Source organism: Clostridium sp., from assembly GCF_050717535.1.
Classification (GTDB): Bacteria; Bacillota; Clostridia; order Clostridiales; family Clostridiaceae; genus Clostridium_AD.
The window spans coordinates 107,622-125,482 of the sequence record NZ_JBOITM010000068.1 but is presented as its reverse complement, the minus strand read 5'-3'; the positions used below and the strand labels follow the sequence as shown (position 1 = coordinate 125,482).

At 33.0% G+C, this 17,861-nt stretch carries 15 protein-coding genes; 13 read left to right on the top strand and 2 right to left on the bottom strand.

Features of this window, described 5'->3' with window-relative positions:
- The first annotated feature begins 180 nt into the window (after window positions 1–180).
- Both ACREVU_RS11150 and ACREVU_RS11145 read left to right on the top strand, forming a co-directional pair.
- Window positions 181–1,107, top strand: a complete 927-nt coding sequence (locus tag ACREVU_RS11150; protein WP_431551672.1) for a TSUP family transporter — start codon at window positions 181–183, stop codon at window positions 1,105–1,107.
- Between the two features lie 99 nt (window positions 1,108–1,206).
- Window positions 1,207–2,835 (top strand): hypothetical protein, encoded by a 1,629-nt coding sequence (locus ACREVU_RS11145; RefSeq protein WP_431551671.1) that lies wholly within the window; start codon window positions 1,207–1,209, stop codon window positions 2,833–2,835.
- A gap of 54 nt (window positions 2,836–2,889) precedes the next feature.
- Here the strand turns inward: ACREVU_RS11145 and ACREVU_RS11140 are convergent, their stop codons facing one another.
- On the bottom strand, window positions 2,890–3,534 hold the full coding sequence (locus tag ACREVU_RS11140) for an adenylate kinase (protein ID WP_431551670.1): 645 nt from the start codon (window positions 3,532–3,534) through the stop codon (window positions 2,890–2,892).
- An 893-nt stretch (window positions 3,535–4,427) separates the two neighbouring features.
- Here ACREVU_RS11140 and ACREVU_RS11135 point away from each other — a divergent pair.
- The 5 genes from ACREVU_RS11135 to ACREVU_RS11115 all read left to right on the top strand — a co-directional run bounded on the left by ACREVU_RS11135 (window position 4,428) and on the right by ACREVU_RS11115 (window position 9,250).
- Complete coding sequence (locus ACREVU_RS11135; RefSeq protein ID WP_431551669.1) at window positions 4,428–4,673, top strand: ACT domain-containing protein; 246 nt, start codon at window positions 4,428–4,430, stop codon at window positions 4,671–4,673.
- Entirely contained in the window at window positions 4,674–5,666 is a 993-nt protein-coding gene (ilvC, locus tag ACREVU_RS11130; RefSeq protein WP_431551668.1) for a ketol-acid reductoisomerase, read from the top strand.
- A 12-nt stretch (window positions 5,667–5,678) separates the two neighbouring features.
- On the top strand, window positions 5,679–7,334 hold the full coding sequence (ilvD, locus tag ACREVU_RS11125; RefSeq protein ID WP_503417259.1) for a dihydroxy-acid dehydratase: 1,656 nt from the start codon (window positions 5,679–5,681) through the stop codon (window positions 7,332–7,334).
- Between the two features lie 62 nt (window positions 7,335–7,396).
- Complete coding sequence (gene ilvB, locus ACREVU_RS11120) at window positions 7,397–9,076, top strand: biosynthetic-type acetolactate synthase large subunit (protein WP_431551667.1); 1,680 nt, start codon at window positions 7,397–7,399, stop codon at window positions 9,074–9,076.
- 15 nt (window positions 9,077–9,091) lie between these two features.
- Window positions 9,092–9,250 carry a hypothetical protein gene (locus ACREVU_RS11115; protein WP_431551666.1) on the top strand — a complete coding sequence of 53 codons (159 nt, stop codon included), beginning with the start codon at window positions 9,092–9,094 and terminating at the stop codon, window positions 9,248–9,250.
- Window positions 9,251–9,441: 191 nt separating this feature from the next.
- Here ACREVU_RS11115 and ACREVU_RS11110 read toward each other — a convergent pair whose 3' ends face one another.
- Window positions 9,442–11,154: a methyl-accepting chemotaxis protein gene (locus ACREVU_RS11110; RefSeq protein WP_431551665.1), complete on the bottom strand. Its 1,713-nt coding sequence runs from the start codon at window positions 11,152–11,154 to the stop codon at window positions 9,442–9,444.
- 414 nt (window positions 11,155–11,568) lie between these two features.
- Here ACREVU_RS11110 and citD point away from each other — a divergent pair, with 414 nt between their 5' ends.
- The 6 genes from citD (at window position 11,569) to ACREVU_RS11080 (ending at window position 17,791) form a co-directional block, all read left to right on the top strand.
- Complete coding sequence (citD, locus tag ACREVU_RS11105; protein WP_431551664.1) at window positions 11,569–11,832, top strand: citrate lyase acyl carrier protein; 264 nt, start codon at window positions 11,569–11,571, stop codon at window positions 11,830–11,832.
- Window positions 11,832–12,719: an HpcH/HpaI aldolase/citrate lyase family protein gene (locus ACREVU_RS11100; protein WP_431551663.1), complete on the top strand. Its 888-nt coding sequence runs from the start codon at window positions 11,832–11,834 to the stop codon at window positions 12,717–12,719. The genes citD and ACREVU_RS11100 overlap by 1 nt, the downstream gene beginning before the upstream one ends.
- 4 nt (window positions 12,720–12,723) lie before the next feature.
- Window positions 12,724–14,280, top strand: coding sequence for a citrate lyase subunit alpha (gene citF, locus ACREVU_RS11095; RefSeq protein ID WP_431551662.1), 1,557 nt, complete (start codon window positions 12,724–12,726; stop codon window positions 14,278–14,280).
- 378 nt (window positions 14,281–14,658) lie between these two features.
- Window positions 14,659–15,675 (top strand): tripartite tricarboxylate transporter substrate-binding protein, encoded by a 1,017-nt coding sequence (locus ACREVU_RS11090; protein ID WP_431551661.1) that lies wholly within the window; start codon window positions 14,659–14,661, stop codon window positions 15,673–15,675.
- Between the two features lie 74 nt (window positions 15,676–15,749).
- Window positions 15,750–16,271 (top strand): tripartite tricarboxylate transporter TctB family protein, encoded by a 522-nt coding sequence (locus ACREVU_RS11085; RefSeq protein WP_431551660.1) that lies wholly within the window; start codon window positions 15,750–15,752, stop codon window positions 16,269–16,271.
- A 14-nt stretch (window positions 16,272–16,285) separates the two neighbouring features.
- The gene (locus ACREVU_RS11080) at window positions 16,286–17,791 is read left to right on the top strand and encodes a tripartite tricarboxylate transporter permease (RefSeq protein WP_431551659.1); all 1,506 of its coding nucleotides are present in this window, start codon (window positions 16,286–16,288) and stop codon (window positions 17,789–17,791) included.
- Window positions 17,792–17,861 lie beyond the last annotated feature (70 nt).

The window sequence follows — 17,861 nt, the reverse complement described above, 5'->3', positions numbered from 1 at the left end:
AATAAGGTTATTTTTTTGTTCTTTACAACGTCCAGAATAAGCAATAAAACAAATATTTCTATATTTGGCTTGTAGAATACTACAATATTCATAAAATTTTAATATTTGTATATATTTATATTAAGAACGTTATATAAGCTAATGCATTATATTTAATTTAATATAAGTAGGAGGGATTTTATGGTTAACATATTATTGGGGGTACTTATTTTGTTTGCTTCATACTTTGCTTTTATATATTTTTCCGATTTTCTCAAAGCCGCAGATGATGGAAAAATTGATAGCAAAAATTTTATTACTTTTGGTGGAATAGGGTTTATAGCGAATTTGTTTGATGCTTTAGGGGTAGGAAGCTTTGCTATTATAACGTCCATAGTTAGATTCTTTGAATTAACGGATGATAGAACACTCCCTGGAACTTTAAATGTGGCATGTACAATCCCTACAGTTTTGGAGGCAATTATTTTTTTAACGGTGATAAAAGTCGATAAAATAACAATGATTTCAATGATAATGGCTGCAGTTTTAGGTGCAATAATAGGAGCGGATATTGTTGCAAAATTTAATATAAGGAAAGTAAGAATTGGAATGGGACTAGCACTAATTGTGGTAGCTATTATGATGCTTTCAGGACTACTTAACCTTATGCCAATTGGTGGAACAGCTAGTGGTCTTACAGGAATTAAGCTTGCAATAGCAATTGGTTGTAATTTTATATTTGGAGCTTTAATGCAGCTTGGTGTTGGTCTTTATGCTCCTTGCATGGCATTAATTTGTGCACTTGGAATGAACCCTCTTGCTGCCTTTCCAATAATGATGGGCTCTTGTGCTTTTCTTATGCCAGCAGGATCTATTCAATTTGTAAAAAATGAAGCATATGATAGAAAAGCATCTATAGCTATTACGTTGTTTGGATGTGTTGGAGTATTGATTTCTGCATACATTGTTAAATCACTACCACTATCAATTGTTAAATGGTTAGTAGTTGTAATTGCTATCTATACGTCAGTTATGTTACTGGGTTCTGCTCGTAAGGCACGGAAACAAATCATTAAAGATAATAGTGTACATTCTTTGAAAGCAATTCAGCTAAGACATTTGAAATGATGTTTCCTGTACATAATTCAGTACTAATAGTATAATAATTTTGACGTGTATTTATTTGCTGAAAACGATTTTATTTTTATATTTAGAGGGGGACTTGTTTTGTCAGAAGAAACTAAACAATATAATATGCATAAAAATATTAAGATGGTAGCAGAGGAAAAAACTGCAACTATACTGGAAGAGGGAAAGCGATTATCACAATCTATGGTATGGAAATTACAGAATGATTTCTTTGCAAAACAGGGTCCAGAAGCTTGGACTTTGGGAATTGTACCTCAATATATAACAACCAATCCCTATATAGCAAACCTATATGCTAAAATTATATTTGGGTATATGCGAGACTATGCTGCAAGGACTGATATAGATAAAAATTCTACTATATACATAATGGAACTTGCTTCTGGGGTAGGTCGATTTACATACACCTTTCTTAGAAGATTTTTGCACATAATTGAGAATTCTTCTCTGAAAGGGTTGAAATTTAAATATATTGTAACTGATTTTTCTGAGAAGAATATTGAATATTGGCAGAATCATAGTTTTTTAAAGCCTTATTTTGACTTAGGAATACTTGATTGTGCGACCTTTGATATAACTAAATCAGAGGAGCTTCATTTAAGAAATAGTGGTGAGATTTTAGCGAGAGGAAGTCTAAAAAATCCTTTGATTTTAATCGCTAATTATACTTTTGACAGCCTCCCTCAAGATACTTTTTATGTAAACAAGGGAGAAATTTTTGAAGGCTTAATTACAATAACTTCTCCAGAAGTTAAGATTTACCCTGAGGACAAATCCATATTGGCTGGACTAGATTATTACTATACAGACAAGCAAATCCAAGGTGATAATTATTATGAAGATGATAATATTAATAAGATACTTTTACACTATAAAAATCATTTGGAGGATACATCTTTTTCACTGCCGATAATGGCAATGCGTTGTATTTCAAGATTGAAAAGATTATTTAATGATGATATAGTTTTAATTTCTGCAGATAAAGGTTATAAAAATGAAAAAGCAATGCTTGAAAACTCTCATCCATTTTTATCAAAACACGGTTGTATTTCTATGACTGTTAACTTTCACTGCTTGGAACAATATTTTAAAAATCTTGGTGGAAAAGCAATACATAGTATCTATGACCATGAAAATATAAATATGTCTCTATTTTTATTATCAAGCGGTCCCCATGATTTTGTAGAAACCACAATGGCCTATAATGAAATTATTGAAAGTATAGGACCTGATGATTTTTATATTTTGAAAAAAGCAGTAGTGTCTCAGTGTGACTCTTTAGAAACAAGACAGATACTAACTTTTATTCGGTTTACAGTTTGGGATGCAAGAACTTTTAGGGAGTGTTATAACATATTACTTGAAAGAATAGATACCGAGGAGAATTTCCCCTTTGAAGAATTGATTATGGTAATGAATAAAGTTTGGGATCACTATTTTCCTATTGGTGAAGAAGGGGATTTAGCATACTATATAGGCCTCATGTTTAGTTATATGGCATGCGATAGTGAAGCTCTAAGATTCTTTGAATATTCACGTGAATTATATGGTGCTAGTGCTGAAATTTATTATAGAATTGGAGTTTGCGCCTACAATTTAAACCAAATTAAAAAAGCCCTAAAGTATACGGAAAAGTCATTAGCCTTAGACTCATATTTCTCGGAGAGCAGGGATTTAAAAATATTAATACAAGACAAGTTAATATAAAATATAAAAAAATCTTCTCAATTGAATACTAAATTGAGAAGACTTTTTTATATTTTAAGTATCTAATGCTGAAAAAACATTTTTTGAAACTGTAAGTATATCATCTCTACCATCAACTGTAGATAAACAGTGATTAGTCCAATAATAATCTATTAGAGGATGGGTCTGCTTATTATAAACAGCAAGTCTTTCCTTAACGGTTTCTTCATTATCGTCATCTCTTTGAATCAAATTTTCACCGCAAAAGTCACAGACACCTAATTTTTCAGGTGGATTAAATTTTATATGATAACTCCGTCCACAGGAAGAACATATTCTCCTTCCTACATTTCTTTCAAGTATAAATTCGTTAGGAACATCGATTAGAAGTACAATATCCAAGGTATTATTAATACTTTGGAGAAATTTATGCAGTTGTTCTGCTTGAAAAACTGTTCTTGGGAATCCATCTAGTAGAAAACCGTTTTTACAATCCTCTTTTAGTAGTCTATCTTCCACTACTTGAATGGTTAAAGCATCAGGGACTAACTGCCCTTTATCAATATATTCTTTTGCTTGTATCCCAAGGGCCGTTTTGTTTTTAATATTCATTCTAAAAATATCTCCAGTTGATAGATGGGTTATGTTATATTTCTCACATATTAGTTTTGCTTGAGTACCTTTTCCAGCTCCAGGAGCACCTAATAAAATAATTCTCAAAATAATGCCTGCTACCTAAAATTGTAAAAAAACAATTCTAGCAATCTATTCGTTAAATGGATTGGTGGCATAACGGGTTAATGATTAGCCACATTGCAGGATTTTCACCTACCTTTCTTATTATACTTTTTGTATACGTTTAAATGACAAAGTGAAATGAACAAAATACAGTTATTAGAATATTAATAATATATACTATTATACTATATATTTAATTCATTACCATATAAAACCATATAATAAATTAGGAAATATAAATTAAGTTTATTTAAAAGTGTAAAGAGTTCTATTTTTAAATTAAATTCATATACTAATAAGAAATAATAAAAATATGAATAATTATTTGACAAGTGTTCAAATTTAGATTAATATGTAAAACAAGAATATAAGGGGAAAAATGGGAAAATAGAAAATTCAAAAATAAGAAATTTTAAGGTTGACAGATTGCATAGATGTGTATATAATAAAAAATAATATAATAAGTAAAGCGATGATGGAGAGAAAAATATCACAGTTAAACTACAGAGAACCAACGGTTGATGAGAGTTGGTGTTGATACTGATATGTAATAATCACTCTTGAGCTGCTGAGTTGAATTTGAAACTATTTTGAAGATGAATTGCAAAAACATATTTTAACTTGCAATATTAATCACAAAAGAACAAATAGTTTCGCATTAAGTAAACGAAGACGGCTGCCCCCGATATAGGGCTATGGTTATGGAAATTGATTTCAAAGTTTATTTATTTCTTTTGACCAAAAATAGGAGGTGATTTATATTAATAGATTACGAACTAGGGTGGTACCACGAATCTTTCGTCCCTATAAACATATTTAGATGTGTGTTTATAGGAATGGAAGATTTTTTTATTTGCAAAAAAGGAGATGTTGTAATGTATAGAACGGTAAGTGCTAAGGTAGAACATGGTATAGATTCGCTAGTAAGAGTTACCAATACTTTAAGAAGAAAAGAATTTCAAATTAGAGAACTCATTATGACAGAAGGCGAAATTAATGGATATTCAGATTTAAGGATAACAATAGAAGAAGTTGCGAATTTGGGAATAGAACAAGCAATGATGCAGCTTAGAAAAATTATAAGTGTATATGAAATTCAAGAATTTAAGGGGGAAAATTAAATGGCTAAAATGTATTACGATGGTGAAGCAGATCTAGGTTTATTGAAAGGCAAGAAGATTGCAATAGTAGGGTATGGAAGTCAAGGGCATGCTCATGCACTAAATTTAAAAGAAAGTGGACTAGATGTAGTTGTTGGTTTATATAGTGGCAGTAAATCATGGAATAAGGCAAGGGAAGCAGGTCTTGAGGTTTTAGAAGTTTGCGATGCGGCGAAGTGCAGTGATGTAATAATGGTACTTGCTCCAGATGAATTACAAAGTAAAATTTATAAGGAGAGTATAGAGCCATATTTAAAAGCGGGTGATGCATTGGTTTTTGCACATGGGTTTAATATTCACTTTAGTCAAATTACACCACCAGCAAATATAGATGTATTTATGGTAGCACCAAAGGGACCAGGACATTTAGTAAGAAGAGTGTACCAAGAGGGAAAAGGAGTACCCGCACTTATTGCGGTATACCAAGATTATAGTGGAAATGGGAAAGAACTTGCACTTGCTTATGCAAAAGGAATTGGTGCTACAAGGGCTGGTGTACTTGAAACAACTTTTCAGGAGGAAACTGAAACAGATTTATTTGGTGAACAGGCAGTTTTATGTGGAGGGGTTACAGAACTTATTAAAGCAGGTTTTGATACACTTACAAACGCAGGATACCAGAAAGAAATCGCTTATTTTGAATGTCTCCATGAACTTAAACTTATTGTGGATTTACTATATGAAGGTGGATTTGAAAATATGAGATATAGTGTCAGTGATACTGCTGAATATGGGGATTACATGGTAGGTAAAAGAATTATAAATGAAGATACACGAAAGGAAATGGCTAAGGTACTTTCCGAAATACAAAATGGAGAATTTGCAAGGGATTGGTTAGTAGAAAACCAAATTAACAGGCCAAACTTTAATGCTATAAAAAGAAGAGAATTAGAACATCCAATAGTAGGGGTAGGTAAAGAATTAAGAAGCATGATGTCTTGGATTAAAAAATAGGGGGAGATAATCTTGAATAGCAAAATGATAAAAGAAGGAATTTCTAAAGCTCCTCATAGATCCTTATTAAAAGCTTTAGGTTTAAGTGATATAGAAATAGAAAGACCATTTATTGGTGTTGTAAATTCTTTTAATGAAATTGTTCCAGGACATATCGGGCTAAGAGAGATTGCAGAAGCAGTAAAAAAAGGAGTTCTTATTGGTGGAGGAACCCCACTTGAGTTTCCAACTATAGCAGTTTGTGATGGACTTGCCATGAATCATGAAGGGATGAAATATTCACTTGTGAGTAGGGAACTTATTGCAGACAGTATTGAAGTTATGGCAAAAGCCCATGGCCTCGATGGATTGGTTTTAATTCCAAGTTGTGATAAAGTTGTGCCGGCAATGCTCATGGCAGCAGCAAGGTTAAATATTCCGTCAATTATAGTTAGCGGTGGCCCGATGCTTGCAGGTAAAATGAATGGCAAAAAAATAGATTTGATTACGGTTTTTGAAGGTGTGGGCGCAGTATGTAGTGGGAAAATGACGCAGGAAGAATTAGGGGAATTAGAAAATAAAGCTTGCCCAACTTGTGGTTCTTGTTCTGGAATGTTCACAGCAAATTCCATGAATTGTATGACGGAAGTATTAGGAATGGCATTGCCTGGGAATGGAACTATTCCTGCGGTATATGCAGAAAGAAAGAGGATAGCAAAGGCTACTGGAATAAAAATTATGGAGTTAGTGAAGGAAAATATATTACCTTCGCATATTCTAAGTGAAAGTGCTTTTGAAAATGCACTGACAGTGGATATGGCACTGGGATGTTCTACTAATACGGTACTTCACTTAACGGCTATAGCACATGAATTGGATATGAAGATGGACTTAGACAAAATTAACGAAATTAGTGCAAAGACACCAACACTCTGTAAATTAAGTCCTTCAGGACCTTATCATATAGAAGATTTATATGAAGCTGGTGGAGTAATGGCTGTAATGCACGAACTAAGTAAGAAAAATTTAATCCACTTAGATGCATTAACTGTAACTAATCAGACTCAAGGAGAACTTATAGAAAAGGCAGAAAAAGTGGGGTGCGAGGTAATAGCTTCTATTGGCACACCTTACAGTGAAACCGGTGGTATAGCTATTCTTAGAGGAAATTTAGCCCCAGATGGTGCAGTGGTAAAGAGAGTTGCAGTAGCAAAAGAAATGCTTAAAACAAAAGCCATAGCAAGGGTTTTTGATGGAGAAGAGGCTGCAGTAGAAGCTATTTTAGGTGGGAAAATAGGCAGAGGGGAAACGGTGGTTATTCGATATGAAGGGCCTAAAGGGGGACCCGGCATGAGAGAAATGCTTACTCCAACTTCTGCACTAGTGGGAATGGGACTGGATAAATATGTATCCCTTATTACGGATGGTAGATTCTCAGGAGGAACAAAAGGAGCTGCAATAGGGCATGTCTCTCCTGAAGCTTATGAAGGTGGACCTATTGGACTTATAAAAGATGGAGATACAATAGAAATAGACATACCTGCTGGAAAACTTGAACTACTTGTAGGAGTGGAAGAACTTGAAGAAAGAAAGAAAGTTGTAAAAATAAAAGTGCATAACTACAAAGGATATATTGGTAGATATGCAAAAATGGTTTCTTCAGCTGCCTCAGGTGCGGTTTGCAAATAAGGTTGGAGACAGGAAATATAATATAGAGGTAAATAAAATGTGCTGAAAAAGGGGGTGATAAAATGCTACTTAGGGGATCTAAAATTCTATTAGAATGTTTGAAAGAGCAGAACGCAAATATTATTTTTGGATATCCTGGTGGATCTGTAATTCCACTATATGATGCACTTTATGATGAACAAGAATATTTTACACATATTAGAACAGCTCATGAACAGGCAGCAGTTCATGCAGCGGATGGGTATGCCAGAGCAACAGGAAAGGTTGGAGTTTGCATTGTAACCTCAGGACCTGGAGCAACCAATACTATTACTGGAATTGCAACTGCTTATATGGATTCAATACCAATGGTTGTCTTTACAGGGCAGGTTCCGCGGAGTCTTCTTGGACGTGATTCTTTTCAGGAAATAGATATAATGGGGATTACATTATCTATAACAAAGCATAGCTTTATTGTAAAGGATGAAAATAAGTTAGCAGATACAATAAGAAAAGCTTTTGAAATAGCACAAAGTGGGAGACCAGGCCCTGTGCTTATAGATATTCCAAAGGATGTTTTCACAAGTGAAGCAGAATACTCACCTATGATAAATGAAGATAAAAGACAAAAGACCACTTTTCTCATAGATATGAAAAAAATACAAGAAGCAGCTAAATTGATTCAATGTGCAAAAAAACCTATAATTTATGCTGGTGGTGGAATAAAAACAGCTAATGGCTCAATAACGTTATGTAAGTTCGCAGAAACAGGAGATATTCCTGTGGCCAATACACTGATGGGATTAGGTACAATACCAAGAGGGCATACATTGTCACTGGGACTTGTAGGAATGCACGGCTCTAGAGAAACAAATTTAGCAGTTACCAATAGTGATTTAATTATAGCCATTGGTGCACGATTTAGTGATAGAGTAATTGGAAAAGCAGATGAATTTGCGCCAAAAGCAAAAATCATACAAATTGACATTGATGAAACAGAGATAGATAAAAATAAGACAGTGGATTTATCTTTAGTTGGAGACATGAATGCAATTTTAGAAACACTATTATCTTATATAAATCAAAAGGATAGAAAGGCTTGGCATGATGAAATAAAAGCCTTAAAGGATATAGGTATAGCAAGTTTGAAAAATACTACTAAGGTAGAAAATAGTTTTACACATGAAAATGTATTTCAATGTTTAAATGAAGCTCTTGATGAAGATATTATTGTTACAACAGATGTAGGGCAACATCAAATGTGGACCGCACAGTCCTGGAATTTTATTAAACCAAGAACATTTATCACCTCTGGTGGCCTTGGAACTATGGGGTTTGGAATAGGTGCCGCTATTGGGAGTCAAATGGGAAATCTAGATAAGAGGGTACTATTAATAACTGGAGATGGAAGTTTTAGAATGAGCTGCAATGAGCTTCAGACCATTTCAAAGTATAAGCTTCCTATAGTAATTGTGATTATGAATAATCATACCTTAGGAATGGTAAGACAGTGGCAAAGAATGTTTAGTAACGGAAGATACTGCGAAACGGATATTGAGGATGAAGTAAATTATGTAAAACTTGCAGAGGCTTATGGCATTGAAGGTTTTAAAGTTACTAGTAAAAAAGAATTAAAAAATGTACTGAAATCTGTAAAAATGGGAATGAAACCAATAGTTATAGATTGTTTAATAGATAAGGACGAAGGGGTATATCCAATTGTGCCACCTGGAAAATCAATTCAACAATTAGTTCTAAAATAAAAGGAGGAAATAAAAATGTTAAATTTAAACGATAAAATGGATTATGCAGAAAATATGGTAGAAAATGATAAAGTTGAAGAAATGATACAAAATCAAGTTAAATTTGAATATGATAATTCAAGTTATAAGGTTAACTATTTTGGAATAGGGAGAGAAGCTGAAGATTGGCAATAAATGATCAATTTAAATGAAATGAGAGATTTTTATTTTGTAAAATACTATGAAAATGTATAAAGTTTTAATTCATTAATTTAATAAATAATGAAAAATTGCAGAGCTAAATCAGCTAATCCATTAATAAAAAAGACTAACTGAAAATTATTATAAATTTTTAGTTAGTCTTTTATGAGGAACTTGATATTATATTACAACTTAAATTTTTGAACCATAGCGTTTAGTTTCTCCGCGGATATGGCTTGGCTCTGAGAAGCTTTTGTTATTTCTTGGATTGCCAGAACAGATTCATTAACACTCGCCAATATTTCCTCCGAGCTAGCAACTGATTCCTCGGCTGTAGCTGATACATTTTCAATTGCCTTTTTAATTTGTGATACAGTTTCATTTACTATATTCATTGAAGCTCCAATATCTGAGGACAGTGTATTAAATGCGAGTGCATCCTCACCATATTGTTTACCTGTAACTACAAATAATGTGTAATCAGGTTGAACCTTATTATCAATAAAGCTCAGTACATCTTGCGCGTTGCTAGAAAGATTTTGAAATGCTTGTTGAACTTTTCCAGTTATTTCTTGAATTCTTTGAACTGTAGTGGAGGATTTTTCGGCTAATTTTCTAACCTCATCAGCCACCACGGCAAATCCCTTGCCTTGTTCTCCAGCCCTTGCTGCTTCAATAGCTGCATTAAGTGCTAGAAGATTTGTCTGGCTTGCTATATTTCCAATCTCATCGGCCATTAGCTTAACTTCACTTACAACTTTGCCATCTGAAATCGCTTTTAATATATTTTCTTGTTTCTCCAAATATAAGGTGTTTGTTGTACTAGAACTAGTTTCAGCACTCTTTTTCACTTCATTTGCCTTAAATTCTATATTTTTTGCAATCATATTTCCTTTATTTGCTTTCTCCGTAACCTCAGCCACATTATTTGCAATACCTTCTGTGGTTGCATTTACTTCTTCTGTTGTGACACTTAAATGCTCTGCACCCAAGGATACTTGTTTCACTGATTCATTAACAATCTCCATTTTAGCAGATATTTCTTCTGTTGTAGCAGATAATTCTTCACTAGTAGCGCTAATATCAGTAGAACTGTTTGCTATTTCTCCGATTAAGGCTTTTAAGTTTGTTATAGCTTTGTTCAGAGCTTTTGCTAGAATACCTATTTCATCATTAGTATTCATAGCAACGGTTTTCGATAAATCATTTTCTCCAAGAGCCTCCGCTACTATTAAAACTTTTTTTATCTGCCTAGAAATTGTAAGTGAAATTATTAAACCTAATATAATAGCAATAAATAATCCAATAGCAATTATTCCTATAATTTGAGAATATGCATTATTATATGAAAATTGACTATTTTCATAATCGACTTTTGCCGTATCAGCAGTAAGTTTTGATTCTTTTTGTAAAACCGTTTCCATATCAGTTCTTAATTTAGAAACAGCAGGTAAAAGGTTCTTCGCGCTGTTATAATCTCCTTCATCAACTTTTTTAATTAAATCATCACTAGAAAATCGATAGCTTGTCATTAATTTTTCAAACTCGGAAAATTGTTGCTTATCTAACTCAGTAGTTATAGTTGTTTTATAATCTAAAATGAGCGCATCGTTAATGATTATAAGACCTTTAATATCGTCTTTGTTGGTTTGTATATCCTTTTTATTTGAAGGATCAAGGATTAACAATAAATCGCATCTTAGCTGAAGTAAATTTGCATTTATGTCACCAATGCTAGTAACACGTTTCATATCAATATTATAGATGTTTTTAAGGTTTTTATTAATATTACTCATATTAAACAGTCCGATAAACCCCACAATACCTATAAACAATGCAACTAAGATAAATGCTGATAATAATTTTTGAATTATTTTTAAGTTATTAATCCATTTCACTGATATTCACTCCCCTAAAAATTATTAGTTCAATTTGTTCCAATATATAGAATATCATAATAATACACTAAGTTTTATTTTTGGACAAGATATTTCTATATTATTATACATTTTACATTAAAAGGACAATTAAAAAATTGCATGGCGCTTGACCAATATATATTAATATGATAAGATATATTTGAAAATGGGATAAACGATTACATATAGCTTTGAGCAGATATTTTTTGAATAGGCTGCTTTTGGAAGATTTACAAATAATAAAATATTCGTTGACAGTGAATAAAGAAAACCAATGCGTTTAGCTTTAGAAGGTCAGCACAAAAAACATTTATGTTTTTGTGTTGGCCTTTTTTTTGTTTTGTTGTATAAACCTTATTTTATATAATAACTTTTTGGAGGAGGATGTAAATTATGATAGGACAAGCAGGTAGAGAGAAATCTGACGATGTTTTAGTACAAGTTGATATTGACACATCAGAGGGCATAAAAATTGATATAGAAAGCAAAGTCAAACAACTATTTGGAAAACAAATAGAAAAATCAGTTAAGAAAGTACTTTGCGAAATGAATGTTGCAAATGCATATGTTACTTTAAAAGATCAAGGAGCTTTAGACTTTGTAATAAGAGCTAGGGTTAAAACAGCTATTAAAAGAGCAATAGGGGGCGTGAAATAATGAAGAAATTAAGAAGAACTATGATGTTTTGTCCTGCAAGTAATCCTAAAATGCTCTTTACAGCTCAAATATATAAGCCTGATTGTATAATATTTGATTTAGAGGATGCAGTTGTTTATGCTGAAAAGGATTCTGCAAGAGATTTATTATGCGAAGCATTAAAAGTCGTGGATTATGGAAAAATTGAAGTTTTTGCTAGAATTAATGCACTATATACACCATTTGGCGAAACTGATGTGCGTGAACTTGTAAAAGCAGGTCTTAAAAATATTAGACTTCCTATGTGCGAATGTAGTGAGGATGTTCAAAAATTAGAAAGACTTATAGAAGAAGTTGAAAAAGAGAATGGCATAGAAATTGGGACAGTTAAAATTCAATGTGCTATTGAAACTCCAAAGGGAGTAGAAAATGCATATGAAATAGCTAAATCTAGTGATAGAATCGTAGCAATATCGATAGGTGCAGAGGATTTTACAAGATCTCTTGGAACAGACAGAACAAAAGCTGGAAGAGAATTGTTTTACGCAAGAACAAGAGTAGTTATCGCAGCATCAGCAGCAGGAGTAGATTCTATAGATACCGTATGGGCAGATGTATCGGATATGGAGGGGTTTATAGCAGAAACAAAGGAAGCAAAAAATTTAGGATTCTCGGGTAAGTCTTGTATACATCCGTCTCAAGTTAAAGAGGTACATAGAATTTTTACACCTTCAAAAGATGAAGTGGAAAAGTCTTTAGAGATTATCCATGCGGCTAATGAAGCTGAAAAAATGAATTTAGGAGTAATAACTGTTAATGGTAAGATGGTAGATTACCCAGTGGTTGCAAAGGCTGAGAGAATAGTAGCTCTCGCAAAAGGTGCAGGAGTATATAAGGAGGAGGAATAAAATAATGGAATTTATAGAAAATGCAGTAGGCAGAAAAATACCTAAATACATAGACGGTGTAGGAGTGCTAAAACCCTATAGGGGACCTTTTGCAACAAGACCTGAAGGAAAAAAATATGCTCCAAGTAAAGCATATAGTACACCCGGTTATAATAAAATACTAACCAATATTAGGGAGGCCATTGAAAAGACTGGTCTTAAAGACGGAATGACTATATCTTTTCATCATCATTTAAGAGAAGGAGACTACATATTAAATGCAGTAGTAGATCAGATAGCAAAAATGGGTATAAAAAACATTACAATTTGTGCTTCTTCCCTTAATAAAGTTCATGAACCACTAATTGAACATATAAAAAATGGTGTAATAACAGGCCTTCAAACTAGTGGTCTTAGAGGCAAACTTGCTAAAGAAATATCTACTAAAAATATTTTGGGAAAACCTGTAATATTTAGAACACACGGTGGAAGGGCAAGAGCTATAGAAGCTGGAGATGTAAAAATTGATGTAGCATTTTTAGGAGCTTCTGCTTGTGATAAAATGGGAAATATGAATGGAGTAGATGGAAAATCAGCCTTTGGAGCTATAGGATATGCTATGGTTGATGCTGAGTATGCAGATAAGGTAGTAGCAATAACAGATAATTTAGTAGAATATCCGCTATATCCTATAAGTATATCTCAAACATTAGTGGATTATGTTGTTGTAATGGATGAAATAGGTAATCCTTCACTAATCTCATCGGGTGCAACTAGAGTTACTAAAAATCCACTGGAACTTACAATAGCGGAAAATGCAGCAAGGGCAATAATAGATTGTGGATATATTAAAAATGGTTTCTCATTTCAAGCTGGGAGCGGTGGTTCAGCATTAGCTGTAGTTAAATTTGTAAAAGAATATATGGAAGAAAATAATATTGTAGGTTCCTTTGCTTCAGGTGGGATAAGTTCATATATGGTAAATATGCTTGAATCAGGATTATTTAAGGCGCTATTTGATACACAGACATTTGACTGCGAAGCGGGAAGTTCTCTTAAAAGAAATCATAATCATATAGAAATGTCCGCATCCACATATGCTAATCCACATAATAAAGGATGCGTTGCACATCAACTAGATGTAATGATATTATCAGCTACTGAAATAGATATTAATTTTAATGTTAATGTTATGACAGGTTCAACGGGAATAATTATGGGAGCTCAAGGTGGACACCCAGATACAGCAGCTGGAGCAAAATTTACAGTTGTAGTGGCACCACTCATGAGAAAAAGAATTCCTATAGTTGTTGATGAAGTTACTACAGTTGTGACACCAGGAGAAACTGTTGATGTAGTTGTAACAGAAAGAGGAATAGCAATAAACCCAAGAAGAACAGATATAATAGAAAAATTAAGTAAATCCAACCTTCCTATTATGACTATAAAAGAATTGAAAAATTTAGCCGAGAGCTTTACAGGTATTCCAGAAAAACCAGAATTTGATGAAGAAATTGTAGGAATAGTTGAATATAGAGATGGGACTATAATGGATGTTATAAGAAAAGTAAAACAAAAATAACTGCTATTTCTAAAAAAAAGAGTATATTGACATAACCTTATGAGTATGGTATCATTTACATTATAAGATGGTATCATTTACATGGCGATATATCATATGAAATCAATAAGCTTAAGATAAATATAAATTTATAGGTTATTTTAAGATGCAAAGGGTTTCGTAATAAAATATATTTACAAAATTTAATATCTATGATGACAGGGATTAAAGATAACTATTTAAGTTAAGCTTTATAAGGTCAGTATAAAAAACTGTGAGGTTTTTTCTGCTGATCTTTTTGTTTTGCCTAAATAATTGTTTTAAAATAGAGACTTAATCCCTTCACTTAAATATAAACCAGGTAATTAAATTATATTAAAAATAAGAGGGGGAATTTCTGTGAAGAAGAACAATTTAACAAAAATGCTTTTAGTTGGAACATTAGCACTTACAACGGTTTTATCAGGTTGTGGATCAAAAACTACTACTGGAGAAGCAAAAGCACCTACCTACCCTACAAAAGCGATGGAATTTATAGCACCAAGTGGAGCAGGTGGTGGTTGGGATTTAACAATTCGAACTGTAGCGAAAACATTAGGAGATACAAAGCTTGTATCAGTACCAATGCCAATAACTAATAAAGCAGGTGGCGGTGGCGGAGTAAACCTATCATACATGCAATCAAAAAAAGGAGCAGATAATCAAATATCTGTATATTCACCACCAATTTTACTTATTAACTTAAGTGGTTCAACAAAATTTAGTTATAAAGATACTACACCACTTGCAGGACTTATTTCAGATTATGCAGCTTTTGCTGTAAATATTGGTTCAAAATATAAAACAATTAATGAAGTAATGGATGCACTAAAGAAAGATCCTAAAAGTGTTAAAATAGGAGGAAACTCTGCAGCAGGAAGTATGGATCATATTCAATTCTTAATAATGGCAAAAGCAGCAGGAGTAACAAACTTAAAAGATATAGATTTTATAAGTTTCCAAGATGGTGGGGCTGCTGCTCAATTAATGGGAAACCATATTGATCTTTTGACAACAGGGATTTCCGACGTTGCGCAACTCGCAGAAAGTGGAAAAATAACAGTATTAGCGCAGTCAGCTGATAAGAGAATAGGAACAGGCGCCGTTGCAAAGATACCAACATGTAAAGAATCAGGAATTAATGCAACATTTACAAACTGGAGAGGATTATTTGGAGCACCAGGGATGCCAGATTATGCCGTTAAATATTGGCAGGATACTTTAGCTAAGATGGTAGAAACTCCAGAATGGCATGCAGCTTGTAAGCAAAATGGATGGGATGAGACTTATTTAAATACAGCGGATTTCAATAAGTTCCTAGAAAAGACTAACACTGAATATAAAGCAATATTACAAGAAATTGGAATGTTAAAATAAAAAAAATATAACTTTAAATTTGATAAGGAACTATAATTCCTTATCAAATTTAAAATTAGAAGGAGGATATTATTTTGGATAGTAAGAGTAAGGATAATAGTGAAAGTAAGAGTAAGATTAAGATGGATTTTGATGCTTTAGTTGGAATTGTTGTTGCTTTAGGTGGAGTAATATACCTTATAGCATCTTATAATGTACCAAGATCAACAATTGGAAAACCACTCTCTCCTTCATATTTTCCGTTTTTATTGGGTGGAATTTTGGTGGTTTTAGGAATTTTACTTTTTTTTAGAAGTGACTTGGAAAAGACAAAACAGTCAATAAAAGAAATGAAGAATATGAGTGAAAAAGAAAAATCGAATTCAAAACTTATTGCAATAACCACTGTTGCATGTATTGTTTATGGAATAATTTTTAATACTTTGGGCTTCGTAATATCGACTTTCATATTTATAGAATTTATGTTGTATTTGACTAATAAAAAAGAAATGTTGAAAAATACAATAGTGAGTATATGTTTTAGTATCGTTATTTATATTCTGTTTTCAACATTTTTAGGAATTATTCTTCCACCATTACCATTTTTAAATATTTAATAGGAGGTTAAATAATGGGTGACGTATTTACAAATTTAATTAATGGTTTTATGATAGCCAGTACACCATATCATATACTTATGGTTACTATAGGTGGAGTTCTAGGTACTATAGTTGGTATGCTTCCAGGACTTGGACCTGCAACAGGGGTTGCAGTATTGCTTCCACTAACTTTTTCTATGGGTCCAACAGCTGCCTTAATTACAATGTGTGGAGTTTATTATGGAGCTATGTTTGGCGGTTCAAGAAGCTCAATTTTAATCAATACCCCAGGGGACGGAGCGGCACTTGCTGCAACTTTTGATGGTTATCCTATGGCTATGCATGGTAGAGCAGAATCTGCACTTGCAATTTCGGCTATAGCATCATTTATCGGGGGGACAATCTCAGCAGTATTCATGGTTTTCGTTGCTAATCCTATTGCAGATTTTGCATTGAAATTTGGACCAGCGGAATATTTCCTTCTGATGATAGCAGCACTTGCTATGACAGCATCGATGTCTGAAAAGAATATGTTAAAAGGATTTATTGCAACAATTATTGGATTAATGATAACAACTGTTGGTATAGATGCACAATCTGGTGTACCAAGATTCACTTTTGGGATATTAGAGCTACAAACAGGAATAGATTTTCTAGTAGCTATAATTGGTATTTATGCTTTAGGCGAAGTTTTTAAAAGCTTTAAATCTCTTCAAGATGGAACAATTAAAGCTCAAACAAAATTCAAGAAAATTTGGATTACAAAGGAAGAATGGAAAAGATGTAAATGGCCTATATTAAGAAGTACACCCCTTGGATTCTTCATTGGAGCACTTCCAGGTGCAGGTGGAACAATGGCCTCATTAATGGCATATAACAACGAAAGGAATTTCTCTAAACATCCAGAAGAATTTGGTCAAGGTGCTATTGAAGGCTTAGCAGCACCAGAAGCTGCAAATAATGCTGCGTCAGTTGGAGCATTAATACCAATGCTTACACTTGGTATTCCAGGTTCAGGAACAACTGCAGTTATGATGGGAGCATTATTAATGCTCGGCATTCAACCAGGACCGCTTTTATTTTCACAGCATCCTGATATAGCATGGGGTCTTATTGCAAGTATGTTTATAGGAAACATTATATTAGCAGTTATAAATATTCCGCTTGCAGGCGTTCTTGTAAGAGTTTTATCTATTCCAGCAAAGATACTTTACCCTCTAGTACTTGGCCTTGCTTTCGTAGGATGCTATGCTATAAGCAACAGTGTAATTGACTTTTATTTATTAACCATGTTCGGAATCTTAGGTTATGTGATGAGTAAAGTTGATTTACCATCGGCACCATTAGTGCTGGGTTGTATAGTTGGTGGAACCATGGAGCAATCCTATAGACAAGCCATTAAAATATCTAATGGAAGCATTAAGATATTTTTCAGTTCAGGAGTAGCAATAGTTTTAATACTTGTTACAATAGTTTCAATTGTATATCCAATAATTAAATCAAAATATGGAAAGAAAAAGATAACCATTGCACAGTAACATAGTATTTAACAATAAGCTAACTCGTTTTTAGTAATGAGTTAGCTTATTGTTAAAAAGAGGTGATAAA